The sequence below is a fragment of the Gordonia sp. NB41Y genome (assembly GCF_030718915.1).
Classification (GTDB): domain Bacteria; phylum Actinomycetota; class Actinomycetes; order Mycobacteriales; family Mycobacteriaceae; genus Gordonia; species Gordonia desulfuricans.
In genome coordinates this window covers 4376253-4397462 of the sequence record NZ_CP132196.1, presented here as the reverse complement: position 1 = coordinate 4397462, position 21210 = coordinate 4376253, and the positions used below count along the sequence as shown (strand labels likewise).

19 protein-coding genes are annotated in these 21210 nt (G+C 68.6%); 2 read left to right on the top strand and 17 right to left on the bottom strand.

Annotation, left to right across the window (positions count from 1 at the left end; translation table 11 throughout):
- Window positions 1-8: 8 nt before the first annotated feature.
- The 7 genes from Q9K23_RS19105 to Q9K23_RS19075 form a co-directional block, all read right to left on the bottom strand.
- Entirely contained in the window at window positions 9-638 is a 630-nt protein-coding gene (locus tag Q9K23_RS19105) for a hypothetical protein (protein ID WP_305950240.1), read from the bottom strand.
- Window positions 635-1144, bottom strand: coding sequence for a hypothetical protein (locus tag Q9K23_RS19100; RefSeq protein ID WP_305950239.1), 510 nt, complete (start codon window positions 1142-1144; stop codon window positions 635-637). The genes Q9K23_RS19105 and Q9K23_RS19100 overlap by 4 nt, the downstream gene beginning before the upstream one ends.
- The gene (locus tag Q9K23_RS19095) at window positions 1141-1707 is read right to left on the bottom strand and encodes a hypothetical protein (protein WP_261978084.1); all 567 of its coding nucleotides are present in this window, start codon (window positions 1705-1707) and stop codon (window positions 1141-1143) included. The genes Q9K23_RS19100 and Q9K23_RS19095 overlap by 4 nt, the downstream gene beginning before the upstream one ends.
- A 3-nt stretch (window positions 1708-1710) precedes the next feature.
- Window positions 1711-2664: an SDR family oxidoreductase gene (locus tag Q9K23_RS19090; RefSeq protein ID WP_020793753.1), complete on the bottom strand. Its 954-nt coding sequence runs from the start codon at window positions 2662-2664 to the stop codon at window positions 1711-1713.
- An 11-nt stretch (window positions 2665-2675) separates the two neighbouring features.
- A complete protein-coding gene (locus Q9K23_RS19085; RefSeq protein ID WP_082366088.1) occupies window positions 2676-3389 on the bottom strand; it encodes a TetR/AcrR family transcriptional regulator in 714 nt (237 codons plus the stop codon).
- Window positions 3390-3394: 5 nt separating this feature from the next.
- Window positions 3395-4732, bottom strand: coding sequence for a cytochrome P450 (locus Q9K23_RS19080; RefSeq protein WP_020793179.1), 1338 nt, complete (start codon window positions 4730-4732; stop codon window positions 3395-3397).
- An 87-nt stretch (window positions 4733-4819) separates the two neighbouring features.
- On the bottom strand, window positions 4820-5839 hold the full coding sequence (locus Q9K23_RS19075) for an o-succinylbenzoate synthase (RefSeq protein ID WP_053778518.1): 1020 nt from the start codon (window positions 5837-5839) through the stop codon (window positions 4820-4822).
- 97 nt (window positions 5840-5936) lie between these two features.
- Here Q9K23_RS19075 and Q9K23_RS19070 point away from each other — a divergent pair, with 97 nt between their 5' ends.
- Window positions 5937-6884, top strand: coding sequence for an oxygenase MpaB family protein (locus Q9K23_RS19070; RefSeq protein ID WP_020793956.1), 948 nt, complete (start codon window positions 5937-5939; stop codon window positions 6882-6884).
- Between the two features lie 87 nt (window positions 6885-6971).
- On the opposite strand, the gene Q9K23_RS19065 is transcribed toward Q9K23_RS19070, so the two are convergent.
- Together Q9K23_RS19065 and Q9K23_RS19060 are read right to left on the bottom strand one after the other, a co-directional pair.
- Window positions 6972-7727 (bottom strand): alpha/beta fold hydrolase, encoded by a 756-nt coding sequence (locus tag Q9K23_RS19065; protein ID WP_053778517.1) that lies wholly within the window; start codon window positions 7725-7727, stop codon window positions 6972-6974.
- Between the two features lie 80 nt (window positions 7728-7807).
- The gene (locus tag Q9K23_RS19060; RefSeq protein WP_053778516.1) at window positions 7808-11674 is read right to left on the bottom strand and encodes a helix-turn-helix domain-containing protein; all 3867 of its coding nucleotides are present in this window, start codon (window positions 11672-11674) and stop codon (window positions 7808-7810) included.
- 150 nt (window positions 11675-11824) lie between these two features.
- Here Q9K23_RS19060 and Q9K23_RS19055 point away from each other — a divergent pair, with 150 nt between their 5' ends.
- The gene (locus Q9K23_RS19055; RefSeq protein ID WP_020793666.1) at window positions 11825-12190 is read left to right on the top strand and encodes a LuxR C-terminal-related transcriptional regulator; all 366 of its coding nucleotides are present in this window, start codon (window positions 11825-11827) and stop codon (window positions 12188-12190) included.
- 235 nt (window positions 12191-12425) lie between these two features.
- On the opposite strand, the gene Q9K23_RS19050 is transcribed toward Q9K23_RS19055, so the two are convergent.
- The 8 genes from Q9K23_RS19050 to Q9K23_RS19015 form a co-directional block, all read right to left on the bottom strand.
- The gene (locus Q9K23_RS19050) at window positions 12426-13397 is read right to left on the bottom strand and encodes an alpha/beta hydrolase family protein (protein WP_053778515.1); all 972 of its coding nucleotides are present in this window, start codon (window positions 13395-13397) and stop codon (window positions 12426-12428) included.
- 274 nt (window positions 13398-13671) lie between these two features.
- Window positions 13672-14310, bottom strand: coding sequence for a hypothetical protein (locus tag Q9K23_RS19045; RefSeq protein WP_020789920.1), 639 nt, complete (start codon window positions 14308-14310; stop codon window positions 13672-13674).
- Between the two features lie 382 nt (window positions 14311-14692).
- Window positions 14693-15883, bottom strand: coding sequence for an elongation factor Tu (tuf, locus tag Q9K23_RS19040; RefSeq protein ID WP_020789921.1), 1191 nt, complete (start codon window positions 15881-15883; stop codon window positions 14693-14695).
- A 130-nt stretch (window positions 15884-16013) separates the two neighbouring features.
- The gene (fusA, locus tag Q9K23_RS19035) at window positions 16014-18119 is read right to left on the bottom strand and encodes an elongation factor G (protein ID WP_053778514.1); all 2106 of its coding nucleotides are present in this window, start codon (window positions 18117-18119) and stop codon (window positions 16014-16016) included.
- Between the two features lie 87 nt (window positions 18120-18206).
- Window positions 18207-18677 (bottom strand): 30S ribosomal protein S7, encoded by a 471-nt coding sequence (gene rpsG, locus Q9K23_RS19030; RefSeq protein ID WP_020792709.1) that lies wholly within the window; start codon window positions 18675-18677, stop codon window positions 18207-18209.
- A 6-nt stretch (window positions 18678-18683) separates the two neighbouring features.
- A complete protein-coding gene (gene rpsL, locus Q9K23_RS19025; protein ID WP_020792705.1) occupies window positions 18684-19055 on the bottom strand; it encodes a 30S ribosomal protein S12 in 372 nt (123 codons plus the stop codon).
- A gap of 593 nt (window positions 19056-19648) precedes the next feature.
- Window positions 19649-20242: a hypothetical protein gene (locus tag Q9K23_RS19020; protein WP_020792708.1), complete on the bottom strand. Its 594-nt coding sequence runs from the start codon at window positions 20240-20242 to the stop codon at window positions 19649-19651.
- Window positions 20243-20295: 53 nt separating this feature from the next.
- Window positions 20296-21177, bottom strand: coding sequence for an exodeoxyribonuclease III (locus tag Q9K23_RS19015; RefSeq protein ID WP_020792706.1), 882 nt, complete (start codon window positions 21175-21177; stop codon window positions 20296-20298).
- Between the last annotated feature and the right edge of the window lie 33 nt (window positions 21178-21210).

The window sequence follows — 21210 nt, the reverse complement described above, 5'->3', positions numbered from 1 at the left end:
CCGAGGACTCATCCCGGCACCACCGATCCGACCAGCCAGTTCCCGTCGACGCGGGTCATGGTGAACGTCAACGTGATCCGTTCGGCGCCGGGGTCGCCGCCGACGAGTTCGGGATTGGACGCCTCTGCCACCAGCAGCACATCCGCGGCGGCACCCGGATCGTCCGACGGCGGGTCGGTCGCCAGCCCCGCGGCGATCACCCGGCCGGTGCTCGCTCCGGGCTGGGCGGCGACGGCCGCGGTGAGCGCGGCCTGCGCACGCTCGAGCCGGTCGTGCTGGGCACCGGTGCTCAGCGCGAGGACGTCGCGGACGTATCGGTCGGCATGTGCCGGGTCGGCGGCGAGCATGGTGGTGGCCGCCGAGCGTGCCGCGTCGAGGACGTCGTCGCGGGTCTCGGCCCGACCGTCGGCGCGGGCATCGGAGATCGCATAGCCGATGGCGGTGGCGGCCAGGGCGATCGCGACGACCACGGCGGCGACGAGAATCCACCACACCGCGCGGGATCGGCGCACCGCGCGCGCACGCAGGTCGTCGGCAGCGGCGATCCGCGCCACCCGGGCGGCCCGGCGCGCGGCGTCGACCCGGTCACGGGCCACCTCGAGCCGTCGCGACTGCGACCGGTCGGTGTCCGCACTCATGTGATCACCTCCGCCGACGTCAGCAGCCAGCCCTCGCCATGCCGGACGAAGCCCGCGCGGACGGTACGCGCGGTGGTCTCCTCGTGCCCGTCGTCGGTGCGGGTGACCACATTCGACCGGATGAGTGCCGCGCCGGATTCGGTGTCGACGTCGATGAGTGCCACGGTGCCCGGACTCCAGGTGACCGCCGCGGTGCCGTCGGCGGGCGGGCTGCGCAGCGCGGTGGCGAAGGTGCTCGCGAAGTCGCCGCCGATCACCTCGCGGGCGCGCGCCCGGTCGGCCTCCCAGTGTGCCCGGTCGACGGTGAACACGGTGGCGACGATCTGTCCGGCGTGGGCGCGCAACGACATCCGGTTGTCGTCGACGGTGTGGTGCCGGTCGGCCGCCCGCACACCCCACACCACCGCGGCGACGAGGACGGCGAGCACCACCACGGCCGCCGACAGCACCAGGAAAGCCCGTGTGCGCGACAGGATCCGGTCGCGTCCCGGCAGAAGTCGGGTCATGGCAGGTACTGCACCGCCGACACCTTGAGCACACCGGCGTCCTCGGCGACCCCGACGTGCAACCGGAACTGCCGGTCGGTTCCGGCGGCCCCCTCGTAGTGCACGGTCGCCGCGACGAGGACCGTGGCGTCGTCGGCGGTGCGCGCCGACACCCCCGAGCCGTCGATGTCGGCGGAGGCCACCTCACCGTTGCGGCGGATCACCTCGGTGAACGCCTGCGACGACTGCGCGAAATCGTCGTAGAACTCCCCGGTGGCGCGGTCGAGGATACGCCGGACCTGTTGCGGGTCCTGCGGATTCGGGCTCAACAGGAGCGCCACCGTGGATGCGGCGGCCTGCTCGAACTCGGCATCGGAGCGCGTCTGGGCGGAGTGCACCCACGCCCACACACCGATCCCGGCGGCGAGAACCGACGCCACGACGAGTACCCCGATCACCGCCCACCAGCGCCAGGCGAGACCCGGCCGGAGGCCGGCGGCGTACTCGGCGTCGGCGAGATCGTCAACCGCCGAGCGCAACTCGCGTCGCGCCGCCCGCTCACGACCGATCGTGCTGGAACGCACCACTCAGGCCGACCGGCCCGCAGAACTCGACGCCACAGAACTCGACGCCACAGACCCCGACACCGCAGACCCCGGCGCCGCGGCAGACGCCACCGCGCCGCCACGAATGCGTGCGTCGTAGTCGGCACGTCCGGTCGAGTCGACGTCGAGGAAGATCCGGTCGAGACCGGTCTGGCGTCGGGTGAGTCGCTTGAGCGCCTGCGGGAACGACGGGTTGGCGTCCACCCAGCGCATGAAGCCGGGTGCGGCGACGCGGGTGCGCGGACGGGCGATCACGTCGACGACGGCGGCCGAGACCACCTCCGGCTCGACGGTCTGGATGTAGCGGTTGGTCTGCAGACCGGTGATGAGTCCGGTGTTGGTGAAGGTCGGCATCACCGTCGACACCCGCACCCCCTGGACCGACAGTTCGGCGTCGAGGGCCTCGGAGAACTCGATGACGCCGGCCTTGGCGGCGTTGTAGACGGCGAGACCGGGCATCGGCAGACGGCCCGCGACCGAGGCGATGTTGACGATGTGTCCGGCGCGGCGCGGCACCATCCGTGCGGCGGCGAGCTGGCTTCCGGTGATCACACCGAGCAGGTCGATGTCGATGGTGCGGCGGATCAGTGCGGCGTCGAGGCCGAGGAAGGAACCGACCGGCATGATCCCCGCGTTGTTGATCAGCACGTCGACGGGGCCGAGCCGGTTCTCGACCTCGTCGAGGAAGGCGGTGAAGCTCCCCCGGTCGGTGACGTCGACGACGATGCCCTCGACCCCGAGGTCGGCGGCTGCCTTGCCGAGCACCTCCGCGTCGACGTCGCCGATGGCCACGCGGGCACCGGCGGCGAGAAGCTGTGTGGCCGTCTCCAACCCGATGCCGCGGGCACCACCGGTCACGGCGATCACGCGGTCGGCGAGCACCGCACCCACCGCATCGTGATTGCGCTTGCCGAAGAGCTTGTCCCGCAGGGTCATTCCTACTCCTGTCACCAGATCATGGGGGCGAGGTACTTCTGCGCCAGTGCGCGAACCGCATCCGGCGCCTGCCGGGCCTCATCGGAGGCCGGAGTTTCGAGAAATGAGATCACCAGGCGCACATGCAGTTCGACGGCCTCGATGAGCTCGGCGTCGGGCATCTGGGCGCCGGCATTGCGCAGGGTGGAGGCCACACGTCCGGTGACGACGTCGATGAACAGCGAGGTCACCGATTTGGTGATGGACTTCATCTCGTAGTCGGTGAGCACCAGGCGGCGCATCAGCGGGTCCTCGGTGACCAGTTCGGCTCCGGCGGCGAAGGCCTCGACCACCGCGTCGCGCGGGCCGAGTCCGGCCACCGCCTCGACGAGGCGTTCCATCCCGCGCTCGTAGAGTTCGGAGGTGACCCCGAGCAGCAGTGCCTCTTTGTTGGGGAAGCGCCGGTAGAGCGTGCTGCGGCTGACCCCGGCCCGTTTGGCGACCTCGTCGACATTGGCCCGGCGGACCCCGACCTCGGTGAACTCGGCGGCCGCCGCGGCGAGGATGGCGGCGTTCTGATCGGCCGGGCTGTCGGTGTTGCGGACCTTGCGGCGGCGCCGGCTGCCCCCGGCGGCTGTGCCGTTGCCGTCGGCACCGGACAGATCGTCGTCGGACCCACCGGAATCGGCGGGCCCGAGGTCGGCATCGGTGTCGGTGAACGTGGTGGTGTCGAAGTCCGAACCCATCGCCTTCACCGGCGCCGAACCGTCGCCGGGAACCGGTCCTTGGGGACCGGGAGCGCGCTGTAGTCCATCGGGAGTTCGTAACCGGCCGGGACCGACCACTCATACCCGCGCAGCAGGTGGTGCATGATCGTCTTGATCTCCATCTGACCAAAATACAATCCGATGCACTTGTGCACTCCGCCGCCGAACGGCATCCAGGCCATCCGGTGCCCTTTGTCCTCGGCACGATCGGGGGCGAACCGCTCCGGGTCGAAGGTGTCGGGGTGGGTGTAGAACGCGGGATCCCGGTGGTTGGTGAGCTGCGGGATGGCCACGAGCGTGCCCTTCGGGATGAAGTAGCCGTCGATCTCGGTGTCCTTGATCGCCATCCGCGGTTGCGCCGGAACCGGTGGGCACATCCGCAACGACTCGCGCATCACCAGGTCGAGCACGTCGAGCCGGGCGAGGTCGTCGTAGCCGAGTTCTGGCCCCAGCTCGAGGGACTGGGTGCGCGCCCGCTCCTGCCATGGCCGATCGGCTGCCATCCGGTAGGCCATCTGGGTCATCGTGATGGTCGAGGTGTCGTGTGCGGCCATCAGCACGAAGATCATGTGGTTGACGACGTCCTCGTCGGTGAATCGGTGTCCCTCTTCGCTTTCGGCGTGACACAGCACCGAGAACAGGTCGGGGGTCTCGCGGGCCCGCTTGGCCGGGATGGTCTCGTAGAAGAATTCCTCGAGGACCTTGCGGCTGCGCAACCCCTTCCACCAGCGACCACCGGGCATCGGGGCGCGGACGTAGGCGACGCCGGCCCGCACGGTCTCGATGAATGCCTTGTTGAGCTGGTCGGCACGGTCCTTGGGGAGTTCGACGCCGAGGAAGACCTCGAGTGCGACGTCGAGGGTGAGCGATTTGAACTGGTCGAACATCCGTACCTCACCGACCGGGAACCGGCCGATCGCCTCGGCGATGATCGGCTGCATCTCCTGCATGTAGCCCTTGAGCACCGTGGGGGTGAAGGCCTGCTGCAGGATGTGCCGGTGATGGCGGTGCTCGTCGAAGTCGAGGAGCATGACGCCGCGGTTGAAGAACGGTCCGATGAAGTAGCTCCAGGCGGGACCGTTGGCGAAGGCGCGGTCTTTGTTCATCAGGATCTGGTGCGCCGCCTGCGCACCGGCCACGGTGACCGTGCTGATCCCGAGCGCCTTGAGTGCCGAGATGGTGCCGAACTCGGCGCGGCGTCGCTCACCGTAGCCGAACGGATCGCGCCGCATGGCCATCATCTCGAGCACGCCGTTGCGCTCGACCCGCGGGACCGAACGCAGACCGCTGCCGGCAGGTGCCGGTGCCAACACCGCGACCATCTCGTCCTCCTCCGGTCATGTACCGTCGTGTGATCCAGTACACATCCATTGGAACAGAATTGGACGAATGTTTCTAGTGGGTTCCGATCAGCCCAGGTCGACGCCGTCATACCGCGGGTCCCCGTGCCGCATCCGGCGCTCCAGGACCTGATGGCACCGCGTCAGCCGGTCGCGCCACCACCTGGTGCGCCCGGCGTCGGCGAGCATCCCGGCACCCACCGGCACCGGTAGTGCATCCGCGCCGGGCCAGCGCGGGACGAGGGCACCGTCCTCGGGCGCGAACGACGGCGCGACGTCGGCGACGAACAACGATCCGGTACCCAGCCCGCAGGCCAGGTCCAGGCGGGGCAGCGCCGCGGCGGCGGCGACCCCGGCGGCCATCCCGACCATCGAGTCCAGCGCGCTCGAGATCACCACAGGCAGACCGATCTCGTCGGCCAGCGCCAGCACCGCCCGCATCCCGCCGAGCGGGGCCACCTTGAGCACGGCGACGTCGGCGGCGTCGGCGGCGATCACCCGCATCGGGTCGGCGGCCTTGCGGATCGACTCGTCGGCGGCGATCGGCACCGACACCGCCCGGCGCACCTGCGCCAGCTCCTCGACGGTCGCACACGGCTGCTCCGCATACTCCAGCTCGCCGATCGCCTTCAGTGCCGTGATCGCCTGCGTCACAGACCATTTACCGTTGGCGTCGACGCGCACCCGCGGGATCAGCTCCCGGGTGGCGGCAACCCGGGCCACGTCGTCGTCGAGAGTCTGCCCGGGTTCGGCCACCTTGACCTTCGCGGTGGTGGCACCGGGATTCCGGGCCAGGATCGCCGCGACCTCCGCGGCCGGTACCGCGGGCACGGTGGCGTTGACCGGCACCCGAGAACGCCGGGCGGCCGGCGGCCCCCACCATGCGGCCTCGATCCCCGCGGCCAGCCACGCCGCCGACTCCTCGTCGTCGTACTCGACGAAGGGACCGAACTCCCCCCATCCCGCCGGCCCGCGGAAGATCAGCACCTCACGGGCGGTGATCCCACGGAACCGGGTGCGCATCGGCAGCCGCACCACCACGGCGTTCTCGAGCAACTCCTGCACCGGCGGCAACACCACGGCACCCATCACACCCTCTTTCGGCCATGGACCTGCCCGGCAATGCCGGAACCCACCGTTGAAACAAATCTAGATATCCGTTCCAAAGTGGGTTATGGTCCCTGTCATGACAGTCAACCAGGGGTTCGACGCCGCGATCCGCGAGGCGGAGCCGGTTGTCGTCGCGGACACACCCGACGACGCACTGCCGATGCCACGCCTCGGTGCCGACTCGCTGATCTGGAAGTTCTACGGCGACGTCCGCGGCCTGCTCGGCTTCCAGCGCCTCGCCGGCACCGAGAACTGCATCGAGCAGCTCGGCCAGGCCGTCCTCGACCACTCGGTGATCTTCGACGACTTCCTCGGCCGCGCCCGCCGCACCGGGCCGCCGGTGATGCGCACCGTCTACTCCACCGAACCGCAGAAGTGGGGTCGCACCGTCCGCGACTTCCACAAGGACATCAAGGGCACCATCAGCGACGGTTCGCGCTACCACGCGCTCAACCCGGAGCTGTTCTATTGGGCGCACGCCACATTCGTCGACCAGACGCTCTACATCACCGACACCTTCATCCGCCGGCTCTCGGAGGCCGAGAAGGAACAGATCTTCGAGGAGAGCAAGGTCTGGTACGACCTGTACGGTGTCAGCGCCCGCAGCCAGCCGCAGACCTACGCCGAGTTCCGGGCGTACTGGGACGACATGCTCGACCGCTTCGTCCCGCACAAGACCATCGTCTACGCCACCGGCTACATCCGAAAAGGGTTCCCGCGGCCCGCGAGCATCCCCGCCCCGGTGTGGCGGGTGGTGTCGAAACCACTCGACGCGTTCATCCGCACCGTCGTGGTGGGCACGCTCCCGCCGCAGATGCGCACGGTCTGCGACCTGGAATGGGACGACAAGCGGGAGAAGCGCTTCCAGCGATTCGCCGCGTTCATGCGGGCACTCAATCCGGTGATCAACCGGTTGCCGCTGAAATGGCTGTACGTGCCGTGGGCCTATGAGGCGTGGCAGCAGGTCGGGGTGGATCCCCGCCCGCTGCACAACAAGCCGGCCCAGAGCAGGATCGGGGCCTGAGGTCGGTGCCTGGGACGTCGTCGACGAGGGGCGACCGCGTCCCGGGCACCGCCGGATCCCACCGGCATGCGGACAGGCCCCCGGGGTTCACGCCTGTGTGAGGAATCCTCCTGCGGCACCGCAGAATTCGCGACGCCGATCACGGTGGACACTGTGGCCGGCCTCGATCACCTCGAAGCGGGCACCCGGAATCGTCTCCGCCAGCGTCCGGAGATGGTGCGACGGAAGAAAACTGCGCTGCCCGCCGGAGATCACCAGGGTGCGCGCCGACACCTGCGCCAACCGCTGCCACCACTGCGGTTCGGCCTGCTCGAACGCCGCCCCCACCTGACCGCCGACCGCCCTGTCGAACCGCAGCAACGGCATCGGGTTGGCCAGCAGCAACGCCAGACCGCGAACCCGCTCGCCGAGCGAGGAATCCATCACGATGCCCTCGTCGACGTCGGCCTGATCGCGTGGCATCGGCGGCACCTCCTCGAGCACCAGCGACCGCACCCGGTCCGGGGCCGACATCGCCAGCCGCAGTGACGCATGCGCACCCAGCGAATGCCCGACGACGTCGACCTGCGCGACGTCGAGATCGTCGAGCACATACCGGAGATCGTCGGAGAACGACTCGAGCCGATAGTCGCCGGGGCGCCCGCTGCGGCCGTGGCCACGCAGGTCCACCGCGAGCACGGCACGCCCGGCCGCACGCAGCTGCCCGGCGAAATACCGCCAGGTGGAGTGATCGCCTCCCATCCCGTGCACCAGCAGGACCGGGGGCGCTGCGCCCGGGGTACCCGAGGTGCGCACGGCCAGGGTCAGATCACCGGATTCGGTCGGTCGTCCTACCAATCGCACCCGGCCAGGGTACTGCGCGGCTCCCCGACGATCCCCCGGCCAGGCCTGTGATCCTCGTCGAACGCCCCGGCGGCCCCGGATCATCTGCCGCCGCAGGGTGGCGAGTAGTCCAGCCCGTGGACGTGGACGGTCCACTCCTCCTCGGTGATCCCGTCGCCGGGCCGGGCGCACTCGTCGTCGAGCACCGCGCGCGGTTCCACATCCCAGGACCGGATCAGCCCCTGTTGCCCGGACACCAGGATGTGGTTGTCGGAGACGAACCGGACATCCCACACCCGGCCCGGGAACGACCGCAACACCAGCCCGGCGGATGCGGAGTCACCGTCGAGATCCCACACCCACACCTCCGAGTTGGAGCCGCCGGCGATCACGCGCCGACCGTCCGGGGAGAACCCGGCACTGTAGAGCTGCCCGGCCGGTCCGGCCATGGTCGCCACCGTCCGCGGATGCAGGGGATCGGACACGTCGGCCACCTCCACGCTCTTCTCCTCCGAGGTGGCCACGACCCGCGTACCGGTCCGGTCCCAGCGCACCGCGAGTGCCGCCCCGTCGAAGGTGATCGGGTCGGCCAGTGCCCGCGGATGCGCCGGATCGGACAGGTCGAGCATCCGCACACCGCCGGTGGTCGTGGCCACCGCGACGTGCCGGCCGTCCGGTGCCAGGGACGCCCACCACACGCCACCCCCGGTGTCGAAGGTGGAGACCACGCGGGGTGCGGTCAGGTCGGACGCGTCGATCACGGTGAGGATGTTGGAGTCGGTGGCGCCGGTGACCGCGAGTCCGGAGGCCTCGCTGTAGTCGACCGTCTCGTTGAGGGTCGGCTGCGCGGCGACCGCACCGATCACCCGGGGTCGCGCCGGATCGGAGTAGTCGGCGAACTGCACCTCACCGGTGACGGTGCCGATGGTGACCACCTTGCCCGACGGCGACATCACCACCGCACCGGAGTAGACGAGACCGGGAGCCGGCACCAGATCGGGACCCGCCCGGGTCAACCCCGTGTCGCCGATGTCCCACTCGGTGAGCCGGCCGTCGGTACCGGTGTCGGCGGCCACCAGCCGGCGACCGGCACCGTCCACCGGGATCTGGAAGACGTTGTTGGAACCGACGAAGGTCATGTCGTCGGCGGGCGGCCAGTCCTGGACCCGGCCGTCGTCGCTGGCGGCGATCACATGCCGGCCGGCGAAGACCACCGACACCACATTCGACGAGTTCGCCAGCACCCGCGGTGACGTGGCGGGTGCGGTGAGGTCGAAGATCCGCAACGAGTTGTCGGCGCCGGCGGCGGCGATGTGCGTGCCGTCGGCGTTCACCGCGACCGCGGTGACATAGCTGGTGAAGCCGCCGAATCGCTGGACATCGCGGGGGGCGGCCGGATCGGTGACGTCGTACACGCTCACCACGCGACTGCGCAGCGCCGCGACCAGCCGGGTGCCGTCGGGGGTGAACGTGAGGCCCTGGGCGAGTTCGTTGTCGCGCCAGTCGTCGAGGTGGATCTGTCCGGACGGTTCGATCCGGTCTCCGGCCACCCGCCACAGGTCGATGCGCCGGTTGGCGGCCGAGGTGGCCAGGGTCGCACCGTCGGGGCTGAAGGCGACCGCGCCGGCGACACCACCGGCAGCTCCGGGCAGTTCGACCTGACGCCACGCCCCGTCCGCCGACACCCACGCCTGCACGCCGACATCGGGCCCCGATGCGACGACGAAGCGCCCGTCCGGACTCACCGCGAGGGCATTCATGTCCCCGGTGACGCCGGGAACCTGTCCCCCGCGGACCGGACGGGCCGGGTCGGAGACGTCCCAGGCCGTGATCGCACCGCGACTGCCGATCAGCAACGTCTTGCCGCCGGGGAGGAATGCGGCCGCACCGAGACGGTCATCGGACCCGGTGGCCCCGTTGAAGTCGCCGACCTGCCGCTGGATCCCGGTGTCGTCGGAGACCTCGAACAACCGCACCTGGCCGGCGCCGCCGATGGCCGCCGCCAACGGGCCCGACCGGGCGAGCAGCAACGATCCCGCCACCCCGACGAAGCGGATCGGCAGGGCACCCGAGGTGGTGTCGATCAGCTGGGATCGCGCCTCCAGCGTCGGGGAGATCTCGTATCCGACCATCGCCATCTGCGCGGCGAGCAGCGGATCACGGTCGACGAGATCGGCCGAGACCACCGCCATCTGCTGCGACAGCGCCTGGTTGCGGGCGTCCTCGGCCCGTTCACGCTGGTGCACGGCATTGACGCCGGCCACCACCGCGGTCACCGCGGCGAGTACCGCCACCACACCGAACACCGCGGCGAACGTGGCGAAGCGACGCAGCTGCCGGGCCCGACGCTGCTCGTGCTCGGCCTGGTCACGGACCCGCGCAGCACCCGCGGCCAGGAAGTCACGGCCGGTCTCATCCGGGCCGATCCGACCGGCATCGCCCTGCGAAGTCCCGACCGGTGCCGGTGCCGTGAGAGCGCGGCCTGCGGGATCGGCGGTGTCGGTGTCGGTGAGCGTGGCGAACATCTCGAGTCGCGCCTGCGACGGCAGCAGGTCGTCGGGCCGGCCGTTGCTGTCCCACGGCTCGGCGAGCGTCCGCAGCCGCCGCAACAGCAGCAACCGTTCACGGTCGGCGTCGATCCATTCGGTCAGCCGCGGCCATGCGGTCAGCAAGGCCTCGTGCGCGACCTGTGCATGCGACGAGGTCACCGTGATCAGGCGGGCCGCGGCAAAGGTGTCGAGCACCGGCGCGGTGTCCGGGCCGAGGTCGGCGAGCCGGACGGTACGGCGGGTGACGGTGTCCTCGTCGACGTTGACCATCGCCAGCAGGATGCGGCGGGCGGTGGCCTGTTCGGTGTCGTCGAGCTCGGCGTACACCGACTCCGCGGTCTGCTCCACGGCGCCGGAGATCCGGCCGGTGGCGACATAATCACGGACGGTGAGCCGTCGGCCGTCGGACTTCTCCCAGGTGGCGCGCAGCGCGTGGGACAGCAGCGGCAGCACCCCGGTGTCGGTCGGCCGGTTCGGCGACGCGGGTGCGACGTCGTCGAGGAGCATGGTGACCAGGTCGTCGTCGACGGTGGCCCCGGCGGACTCGGCGGGGCGGACGATCACCTCCCGCAGTTCGGCGCGGGTCATCGGCGGGATCAGCTCCTGGGCGGCGGCCAGGATCGGGGCGAAGGCCGCACTCGCCGCGGCCCGCCCGTAGAAGTCGGCACGCAGCACCGCCACCACCACCGCCCGGCGCCCGGCCGTCCGCCGATCGATCTCGGCGAGGAACGCCGACCGCGTGGCCTGATCGTGCTGGGTCCACAGCTCCTCGAGCTGATCGATCACCACCGCCACCGGCACGTCGGCAGGCACCTCGGCGATCCCGTCGAAGGCCGCCGCGAGCGAGGCGATCGGGTCGTCTCCGGGAACCCCGATCACCGAGCGCCAGCCGGCGAGCGGACCCGGGGCACCCACCCGCGCCAGCAGACCGGCCCGCACCGCAGACGACTTGCCCACCCCCGACGCGCCGACGACCACCAGCGCCGGGTACGGCTCCCCCTGCGCCGGATCGGTCACTGGCTCATCCGGCAGACGCCCGACGAGGGTCCGCTCCAGCCGGTCGACGACGGCGTCCCGGCCGAAGAACACCGACCCGTCCGCGGTGCCGTATGCCTCGAAACCGCGATAGGGGCAGTCGGCCGTGGCACGCCTACGCGACCGGCGCGAGGAGCGTTCGGCCGCCGACCACCACCGCGCGAGGTCGTCGTCGGTGACCACGCCACACGTCCGCAGCACCCGCTCGAACATCTCGCGACTGGCCTTGGTCGGGGCGTGCTGTCCGGCGAACCAGCCCGCGACGGTGCCCAGGAGGGCGTTCGCCTCGGTCGCCACATCGCGCACGCTCAGACCCGAATCCTCACGCAGCCGGGTCAGTGCACGACCCAGCTCGTCGCGAGTCGATACAGATTCCGGGCTCATCCCGAATCCCCTCCGCCGGCCACATTTGCGCAGGTCAGCGTATCGGAATTCGTATCGACTTGGCTCTGCTCACGGTTTCGACACGTCCCCGCGAGGGTCCTGGGACCAGGATTGGCCCGAACGGACGACAGTCCACCCATCCGCACAACGGTGCCCCACTCGATCCGAGGTCACCGATCCCTCGTCCAGGAGGCAGCGATCATCACCGGAACCGACCGTCCCGCACCGCCCGGACGGTCCGCACCCACCCCCACCGGTCGTCTGCGCGTCGTCCCCGCACCGGCTTCCCGGCGGCCCCGACTGTCCGACCGTGAGATCGAGGTGATGCTCACGTGGCTACGCGCCGAATCCAAGCAGGAGGCCGCCGGTGAACTGTTCATCAGCGTGTCGACGGTGAGCACCCACATCTCGCGGATTCGGGTCAAATACGAGTCGGCCGGGCGCCCGGCGACATCCAAGTCGAGTCTGTTCGTCCGTGCGATCCAGGACGGGTACGCCACCCTCGACGACTGGTGAACCCGCAGCCGCACCGGCAGATCTCGGCCGGCCGCTCCGCCGGCAGGACCGTACAGACGGCTCCGCCCGCAGGACCGTACAGACGGCTCCGCCGGCAGACTCGATCAGACGGCTCCGCCGGCGACGACCGACCACCCCGGTTCGCGAGGTGGTCGGTCGTCGCCGGCGGCATATACCGCACCGCAACCGCGATCATCGACGAGGCGCCGCATCCCCATCGGCGCCTCGTCGGCGATCAGCGGTCGAGGAACCAGCCGGCGCGCTTGGCGCGCCAGACCATGTCTTCCCAGTAGTCCCACTGATGAGTGCCGACATTGGGAAAGTCTGTGGAGATCCGGATACCCTGCAGGGCCGCGGCGACCTCGAACGCCCGTGACTGGGCGAGCGCGACCACCTCGAGCGGGGTGCCCTTGACCGACGCGACGGCATCGGTGTTGTGCGGACCCCACGTCGCCGATCCGGATGCGACGCGGATCTTCATCCCGCGCATCCGCGGCAGCTGGACGAGGGCGTCGTTGCGTTCCCAGCGCGGCGCCCACGGCGGACCCCACATCGCGTCGGCGCTGAGCGGGCCCACCCCGCCCTCCACGCCGGCGTCGAGCAGGGCCAGTCGTACGGCCTCACGCATCGTCGGCGCCGAGATGTTGACGTAGCCCGACATGGAGAAGACGTGCGAGATGCGCGCCCGGTGGTAGGCGCCGTAGATCATCGCCGCGCCGCCGCCCATCGAGATCCCCATGACCGCGTACTTGTGCCACGGCCCCACGGCCAGGCCGCGGGCGTCGAGGGCGCGGACGATGGCGTCGAGCCGGCACGTCCAGCGGTAGCGATAGGCGATCTTGCTGCCAGGGCTGGCCGACTCCCAGTCGGTGTAGAAGCTCCCCAGGCCACCGACCGGCTCCACCACGTTGACACCCGACGACGCCAACCGCTGGATGCGGGTCTCGTGCCGCCAGCCCGACATGTCGCTCGTCGCGCGCAGACCGTCGAGCGCGATGACGGTCTTGTAGTTACCCGGTCGGCTCCAGATGTCGACCGGGCTCGCGGGCATACCGCAGCCGCCGACCTTGATCCGGTTGAAGGTCGCCGCCTCGGCGGGACCACCACCGCTTGCGCCGACGATCACCAGCGCTGTCGCAGCAATCACCACCGCGATCACTCGCCGGCCCACGCGCTTGTGAACCGACCGCTTCAAAGGGGAACGCACGGGCGGAACAGTATGGCCCCGGAGGCCTCGGGAACACCCCGAAACGGGCGCCGTGACCACAGGGCGCCCCCATTGATACCAACCAGTTACCCAAGTGGCTATTGGTGCAGGATGTTACTAATGTGACTCGTGTGGTCTATCTGTCGGCGATTTCGGCGGTCATCCATCCACGCACCGATTCCACGCCGCAGAACCCTTCCGGCTCGATGTCACAGAACCCTTCCGGCTCCATGTCACAGAGCACTCCCGGCTGCAGGCCGCAGCGCACTCCCGCTCACAGCAGGTGGGCCATCCGCTTCTTTGTGCGGTTGGTCTTGACGATCCACGCGAGGTCGGGGTCTGTGGTGTCGAGGGCGTCGAACACGGCCAATCCCGGTTGCGGATCGGCTGCCACCGCCACACTCCAGCAGTAGCCAAGGCTCTGTCGCAGGACTCGCGCTGCGGGAGTGCGTCGTGATGCACCCACGGGTAGCGCGCCCAAAACAGCCGTCGCGCGGCGACAGACCTCGACTGCCACCGCTGCCGCTTCGGGTGTGCGTAGCAGGCGCGGCTCGCAGATGGCCGCCGTACCTGCCCGCGCGATGAGCGGGTTCGGGTCACCGGCCCAGTCGCGGGTCAGCGACTGCACGGCGTCACCATCGGCGTCCGCGGCCTCCTGCACGCCGATCACCACACCTTCACGCACCCGCCATCGGTCATCGACGGCCAGCTCCCGCAACCGTGAGCGCGATGTCGGGTCGGCGATCCGGGTGCCCAAGCAGATCGCCCCGCACATCACCTGGTACTCGTCGTCGCTCCGCAGGAGCCGGTCGACCAGTTGTGGATCATCGGCGACCTGGTCACCGCGATCGCCAGTGACGTATTGGCCCGCGGCCCCGGCAGCCCGGAGTTCGCATCCAGAAACCCCGGCCATTCGGCGCGGTCCAGTCGCCGCAATCGGGCCGCCCACTGCTCCACCGCCTTCGACACCCCGACAGCATACGGCGATACAGACGGGCAACCGGCGTCATCGGCGGACGCATGGTCACCACGCATCCTGACGGTCGATTCGCCTACCGCCCAGCGGTTTCCGAGCACCGACAACGCAGGTCGTCGAGTCGGGCCAACCGCCGGCCGACGGCACGACCGACACAACAAAGCGCCCCAACCGCGAAAGCGGTTGGGGCGCTCTGTTTGTCAGACTCGGCGAGTCAGATCGACAAAGTGAGACTCAGAGAATCACTTGTTGATCCGTGACGCAGGCCCACGCCCGAACGACAACGCTCACACGCTGCCGCGACGGGCGTGGGAAATCGTCACTTGTTGATCTTGGTGACTCGACCCGCACCAACGGTGCGGCCACCCTCGCGGATGGCGAAGCGCAGGCCCTCGTCCATGGCGACCGGCTGGATCAGCTTGACGCTCATCTCGGTGTTGTCGCCCGGCATGACCATCTCGGTGCCCTCGGGGAGGGTCACGACGCCGGTCACGTCGGTGGTACGGAAGTAGAACTGCGGACGGTAGTTGTTGAAGAACGGGGTGTGGCGGCCACCCTCGTCCTTCGACAGGATGTACGCCTGGCCCTCGAACTCGGTGTGCGGGGTGGTGGTACCCGGCTTCACGATGACCTGGCCACGCTCGACGTCCTCACGCTTGAGGCCGCGGAGCAGCAGACCCGCGTTGTCGCCGGCCTGAGCCGAATCGAGGAGCTTGTGGAACATCTCGATACCGGTGACGGTGGTCTTCTGCGACTTCTCGCGGATGCCGACGATCTCGACTTCCTCGTTCACGTTGACCTCGCCGCGCTCCACACGACCGGTGACCACGGTGCCGCGGCCGGTGATGGTGAAGACGTCCTCGACGGGCATCAGGAACGGCTTGTCGGTCTCGCGAACCGGATCCGGGATCGACTCGTCGACAGCGTCCATCAGTTCCTCGACGGACTTGACCCACTCCGGGTCACCCTCGAGAGCCTTCAGGGCCGAGACCTTGACGACCGGGGCTTCCTCGTCGAACTCCTGGGCGGCCAGCAGTTCGCGGACCTCCATCTCGACGAGCTCGATGATCTCTTCGTCGTCGACCATGTCGGCCTTGTTCAGGGCGACCAGGATGTAAGGAACACCGACCTGGCGGGCCAGCAGCACGTGCTCGCGGGTCTGCGGCATCGGGCCGTCGGTGGCGGCGACCACGAGGATCGCACCGTCCATCTGAGCCGCACCGGTGATCATGTTCTTGATGTAATCGGCGTGACCCGGGGCGTCGACGTGCGCGTAGTGACGCTTCTCGGTCTCGTACTCCACGTGAGAGATGTTGATCGTGATACCACGAGCCTTCTCTTCGGGAGCCTTGTCGATCTGGTCGAACGCGAAGCTCTTGTTGAGCTCCGGGAACTTGTCGTGCAGGACCTTGGTGATGGCCGCGGTCAGGGTGGTCTTGCCGTGGTCGACGTGACCGATGGTGCCGATGTTCACGTGCGGCTTGGTCCGCTCGAACTTCGCCTTCGCCACTTGATTGTCCTCCTGGACTTGTTGCTCTACTGGGCGGATCCCAGCAGGGGTTTTCTCTTACGTTGTTCGCGCCGTGGAGCACACCTGGTGGTGTGCCAGCGCTTCGCCAAAACCTCTGGCCGAGTAGGGATTACTCGCCGGTGGCCTTCGCGATGATTTCCTTCGACACGTTCGCCGGAACCTCGGCGTACGAGTCGAACACCATGGAGTAGTTAGCCCGGCCCTGGGTCTTCGACCGAAGGTCGCCGATGTAGCCGAACATCTCCGACAGCGGAACCTGTGCCTTGACGACACGGGCACCACTGCGCTCCTCCATGGCCTGGATCTGGCCACGGCGGGAGTTCAGGTCGCCGATCACGTCACCCATGTAGTCCTCCGGGGTCGTGACCTCGACGGCCATGATCGGCTCCAGGATGACCGGGCTCGCCATCTTCGCGGCCTCCTTGAGGGCCTGCGCGCCGGCGATCTTGAAGGCCATCTCCGAGGAGTCGACGTCGTGGTACTGACCGTCGAGCAGGGTGACCTTCAGGTTGACCAGCGGGTAACCGGCGAGCACACCGTACTGCATCGCGTCCTGCGCACCGGCATCCACCGACGGGATGTACTCACGCGGCACGCGACCACCGGTCACGGCGTTCTCGAACTCGTAGGTTGCGCCGTCTTCGGCATCGACCAGCGGCTCGAGCTTGATCTGGACCTTGGCGAACTGGCCCGATCCACCCGTCTGCTTCTTGTGGGTGTAATCGTGCTTCTCCACCGTCTTGCGGATGGTCTCGCGGTAGGCGACCTGGGGCTTGCCCACGTTGGCCTCGACCTTGAACTCGCGACGCATGCGGTCGACCAGGATGTCGAGGTGGAGCTCGCCCATACCGCCGATGACGGTCTGGCCGGTCTCCTCGTCGAGCTGCACCGAGAAAGTCGGATCCTCTTCGGCGAGCTTCTGGATCGCAGTGCCCAGCTTCTCCTGGTCGGACTTGGTCTTCGGCTCGATCGAGACGTTGATGACCGGGTCCGGGAAGCTCATCGACTCGAGCACGATCGGGGCGCTCGAATCACACAGGGTGTCACCGGTGGTGGTGTCCTTGAGGCCGATCATCGCGTAGATGTGTCCCGCGGTGGCGTCCTCGACCGGCATCTCCTTGTTGGCATGCATCTGGAAGAGCTTGCCGATGCGCTCCTTCTTGCCCTTGGTGGCATTCAGGACCTGGGTGCCGGCGGAGATGTGACCCGAGTACACGCGGACGAAGGTCAGCTTGCCGAAGAACGGGTGCGCAGCGATCTTGAACGCCAGGGCCGAGAACGGCTCCTCGGCGGAAGGCTTACGCGACAGCTCCTCTTCCTCGTTGCCCACGGCGTGACCCTCGACGGAGGGGACGTCCAGCGGCGACGGGAGGTAGTCGATGACCGCGTCCAGCATCGGCTGGACACCCTTGTTCTTGAACGCCGAACCACACAGCACGGGGTAGAACTCGCGCGAGATGGTGACCTTGCGGATCGCGGCCTTGATCTCCTCGGCGGAGAGCTCCTCGCCACCGAAGTACTTCTCGAGCAGCGCCTCGTCGGTCTCGGCGACGGTCTCGAGCAGCTTCTCGCGGTACTCGGCAACCTTGTCGACCAGGTCCGCGGGGATCTCCTCGATGGTCGGCTCGGCGCCGATCTCGACGGTGCCGCGCCAGGTGATGGCCTTCTGCTCGATCAGGTCGACGACGCCGTCGAAGTTGTCCTCGGCACCGATCGGGAGCTGCAGCACCAGCGGCTTGGCCCCGAGGCGGTCCTCGATGGTCTTGACGGTGAAGTAGAAGTCGGCGCCCAGCTTGTCCATCTTGTTGACGAAGCAGATGCGGGGCACGTCGTACTTCTCGGCCTGCCGCCAGACCTGCTCGGACTGGGGCTCGACGCCCTCCTTGCCGTCGAAGACGGCAACGGCACCGTCGAGCACGCGCAGGCTGCGCTCCACCTCGACGGTGAAGTCGACGTGACCCGGGGTGTCGATGATGTTGATCTGGTTCTTGTTCCAGAAGCAGGTCACGGCCGCGGAGGTGATGGTGATACCCCGCTCCTTCTCCTGCTCCATCCAGTCGGTGGTCGAGGCACCGTCGTGGGTTTCACCGATCTTGTAGTTGACACCGGTGTAGTAGAGGATTCGCTCGGTGGTGGTCGTCTTGCCGGCATCGATGTGCGCCATGATGCCGATGTTGCGAACCTTGTTGAGGTCGCTGAGCACTTCCTGTGCCACGTGGTTTCCCTTCGGGAATTGCTTTGTACAAGGGACTTGTCGCCCCGCGTGACCGTGCGGGATGCGACGGTCACGCGGAGCAGGTTCTCACCAGCGGTAGTGCGCGAACGCCCGGTTGGCCTCGGCCATCTTGTGGGTGTCCTCACGACGCTTGACCGAAGCACCGAGGCCGTTGGAGGCATCGAGGAGCTCGTTGGCCAGACGCTCGACCATGGTCTTCTCGCGACGCTGCCGCGAGAAGGTCACCAGCCAGCGCAGCGCCAGGGTGTTGGCGCGACCCGGCTTGACCTCGATCGGCACCTGGTAGGTGGCACCACCGACGCGGCGGCTCTTCACCTCGAGGGTCGGCTTGACGTTGTCGAGGGCGCGCTTGAGGGTGACGACCGGGTCGGTGCCGGTCTTCTCGCGGGCCTGCTCGAGGGCCTGGTAGACGATCCGCTCGGCGGTCGACTTCTTGCCGTCGAGGAGGATCTTGTTGATCAGCTGGGTGACCAGGGGCGAACCGTAGACCGGGTCGTTGATCAGCGGGCGCTTGGGTGCGGGTCCTTTACGAGGCATGACTTATCAGCTCCCCTTCTTCGCGCCGTAGCGGCTGCGGGCCTGCTTGCGATCCTTGACACCCTGGGTGTCCAGCGAGCCGCGGATGATCCGGTAACGCACACCCGGGAGGTCCTTCACACGACCACCGCGGACGAGCACCATCGAGTGCTCCTGCAGGTTGTGACCCTCACCCGGGATGTAAGCGGTGACCTCGACGGAGCTGGTCAGGCGCACGCGGGCGACCTTACGCAGCGCGGAGTTCGGCTTCTTCGGGGTGGTGGTGTAGACGCGGGTGCACACGCCGCGACGCTGCGGGCTCCCCTTGAGCGCTGCGGTCTTCTTCTTCGCAGGCTTGTCCGTACGGCCCTTGCGGACCAACTGATTGATTGTTGGCACTTGGTGTGTTCTTCCTTTTCGGCACTGACCGCCCGTGCTTGCCGGCACGGGGCGATCCCTTGCGATTGTCGTCGTTGCGGTTTGTGCTCCGGGCAGGTTGCCGAAATCCGGAAAACCCGGTTTTCGGCGACCTCCACAACTCGCCCCACCAGCACATTCATGCTGGTCAGTACAGTTATCGCTACCCCGAGGTCGGGCGTGTCACGCACACCACGGCGGTATCGCATGTCAGTCCGACGGTCCCGTCACACGGGGCGGGAGTACCCGTGCGACATGCTCACCTCGATCACCGGAGTCGATGACGTCGGCAGGGCACGCGGACTGGCCCGGCATGCGCCAGGCACCGACGACCAACTCTACCGATCGAGTTTGCACAGGTCAAAAATCGGATCCAGGTCGCCAACCACGGGCGACGTGCAGGTGAGCGGAGGGTGATCGATCGATGCCGACCACGCTACGCCCCGATCCGCGCTCGCGGGGCCTGCTGCGCGAAGTTCCTCCTCCTCGGTGTCGGAGAATCCGCAGGCCCGGGCAGGAAAGCCCGCCGGGCGGTGTGGAAGACGACATTCGGGCCGGAAGCGTGCGACGCGGCCTCAGTGCAGGAAGAAGTTCTTGATCACGACGATCACCGCCGCCAGCAGCGCGGTGAACAGGCCTGCGGCCACGGCGCGGAATCCCAGCGGATTGCCCTGCACCCGCTGCGCCACGATCTGCAGGGACGCGATCCGCACCACCACGATCGCACCGGCCACCAGCTGGGTGAGGCGCGTCGGGAACAGGTCGTGATAGCCGAGCGCCAGGACGATCGCCGGCCACACCGCCGACGACATGATCGGCAGTGCGTCGCGGAGTTCGTGGCGGGCCGTGCGGCGAACATCCTCGCGGTCGGGGCGGCCGGACTCCGGCGGGATGCTCGCATCACCCACCAGCTGGGCGAAGACATGCGCGATGTAGGTGGTCGCGCCGGTGGCCAGCACGATCAACGCGGCGGTGCCGTCGGTGATCGTGTGCGCGGTCGCGACGACCACGGCCGCGAGCACCAGGATGTTGCCGTAGACATAGGCCGACAACCGGGACGTCGCACGGTGCCGCGGAAGGGGTCCGTCGCGTCGCTCGGTGAGTTTGCGGAAGAACGACGGCCGTCCCGTGGCATCGTCGTCGGCCTGGTCGGCAACATCCTCGGTCATCGCTGGATTCCCCTGTCGTCCGATGGTCCTTCGGCTGCCGGCCCCGGCGGGTCTCAGTCCTTGGCGTGCGGGAGCTTGGTGGTGGGTCCGCCGCGTTTGGCCGGATTCGACGGCGGCGGCACCATCGGCCCGATGTCGCCGTCCGGGGCGGTGTCGACGTCGACGACCACCGGTGCGTGATCGCTCGGCTTGGTGCCCTTGCGGGCGGCACGGTCGACCCAGGCCGCCGCCACCCGATCCGAGACCGATGTCCCGGCCAGGATCAGGTCGATCCGCATGCCCAGGTCCTTGTGGAACATCCCGGCGCGGTAGTCCCAGTAGCTGTAGATCTGCTCGTCGGGCCAGCGGCGGCGCACCACGTCGGTCAGGCCGAGTCCCTCGAGTCCGGCGAGTGCCTTGCGTTCGGGTTCGGTGACGTGGGTGTGGCCGGCGAAGGCGCGCGGGTCGTAGACGTCGGCGTCGGCCGGGGCGATGTTGATGTCACCGCACAGCATGGTGTCGGCGGCCTCGGGCTCGACCACCTCACGAAGCCGGTCCAGCCAGGCGAGCTTGTAGTGGTAGTGGTCGGAGTCGATCTCGCGGCCGTTGGGGACGTAGAGCGAGTACACCCGCGCCCCACCACACACCGCCGACACCGCACGCGCCTCGGGCTTGTCGTCGCGGTCGGGAAAGCCGGGGGCGCCGTCGAATCCGCGCCGGACGTCGTCGAGCCCCACCTTCGACAGGATCGCCACACCGTTCCACTGCCCCTGACCGACATGCACGAACTCGTAGCCGCGGGCGGTGAACTCGGGTCCGAGGACCGTGCCGAAGACGTCGTCGGACAGTTTGGTCTCCTGCAGGCACACCACATCGGGCTGCCGCTCGTCCAACCACGGCAGCAATCGGGGGATCCGCTGCTTCACCGAGTTCACATTCCAGGTCGCGACACGCATGGGATCAGGCTAGTGCGGTACCCCGACAGCGCG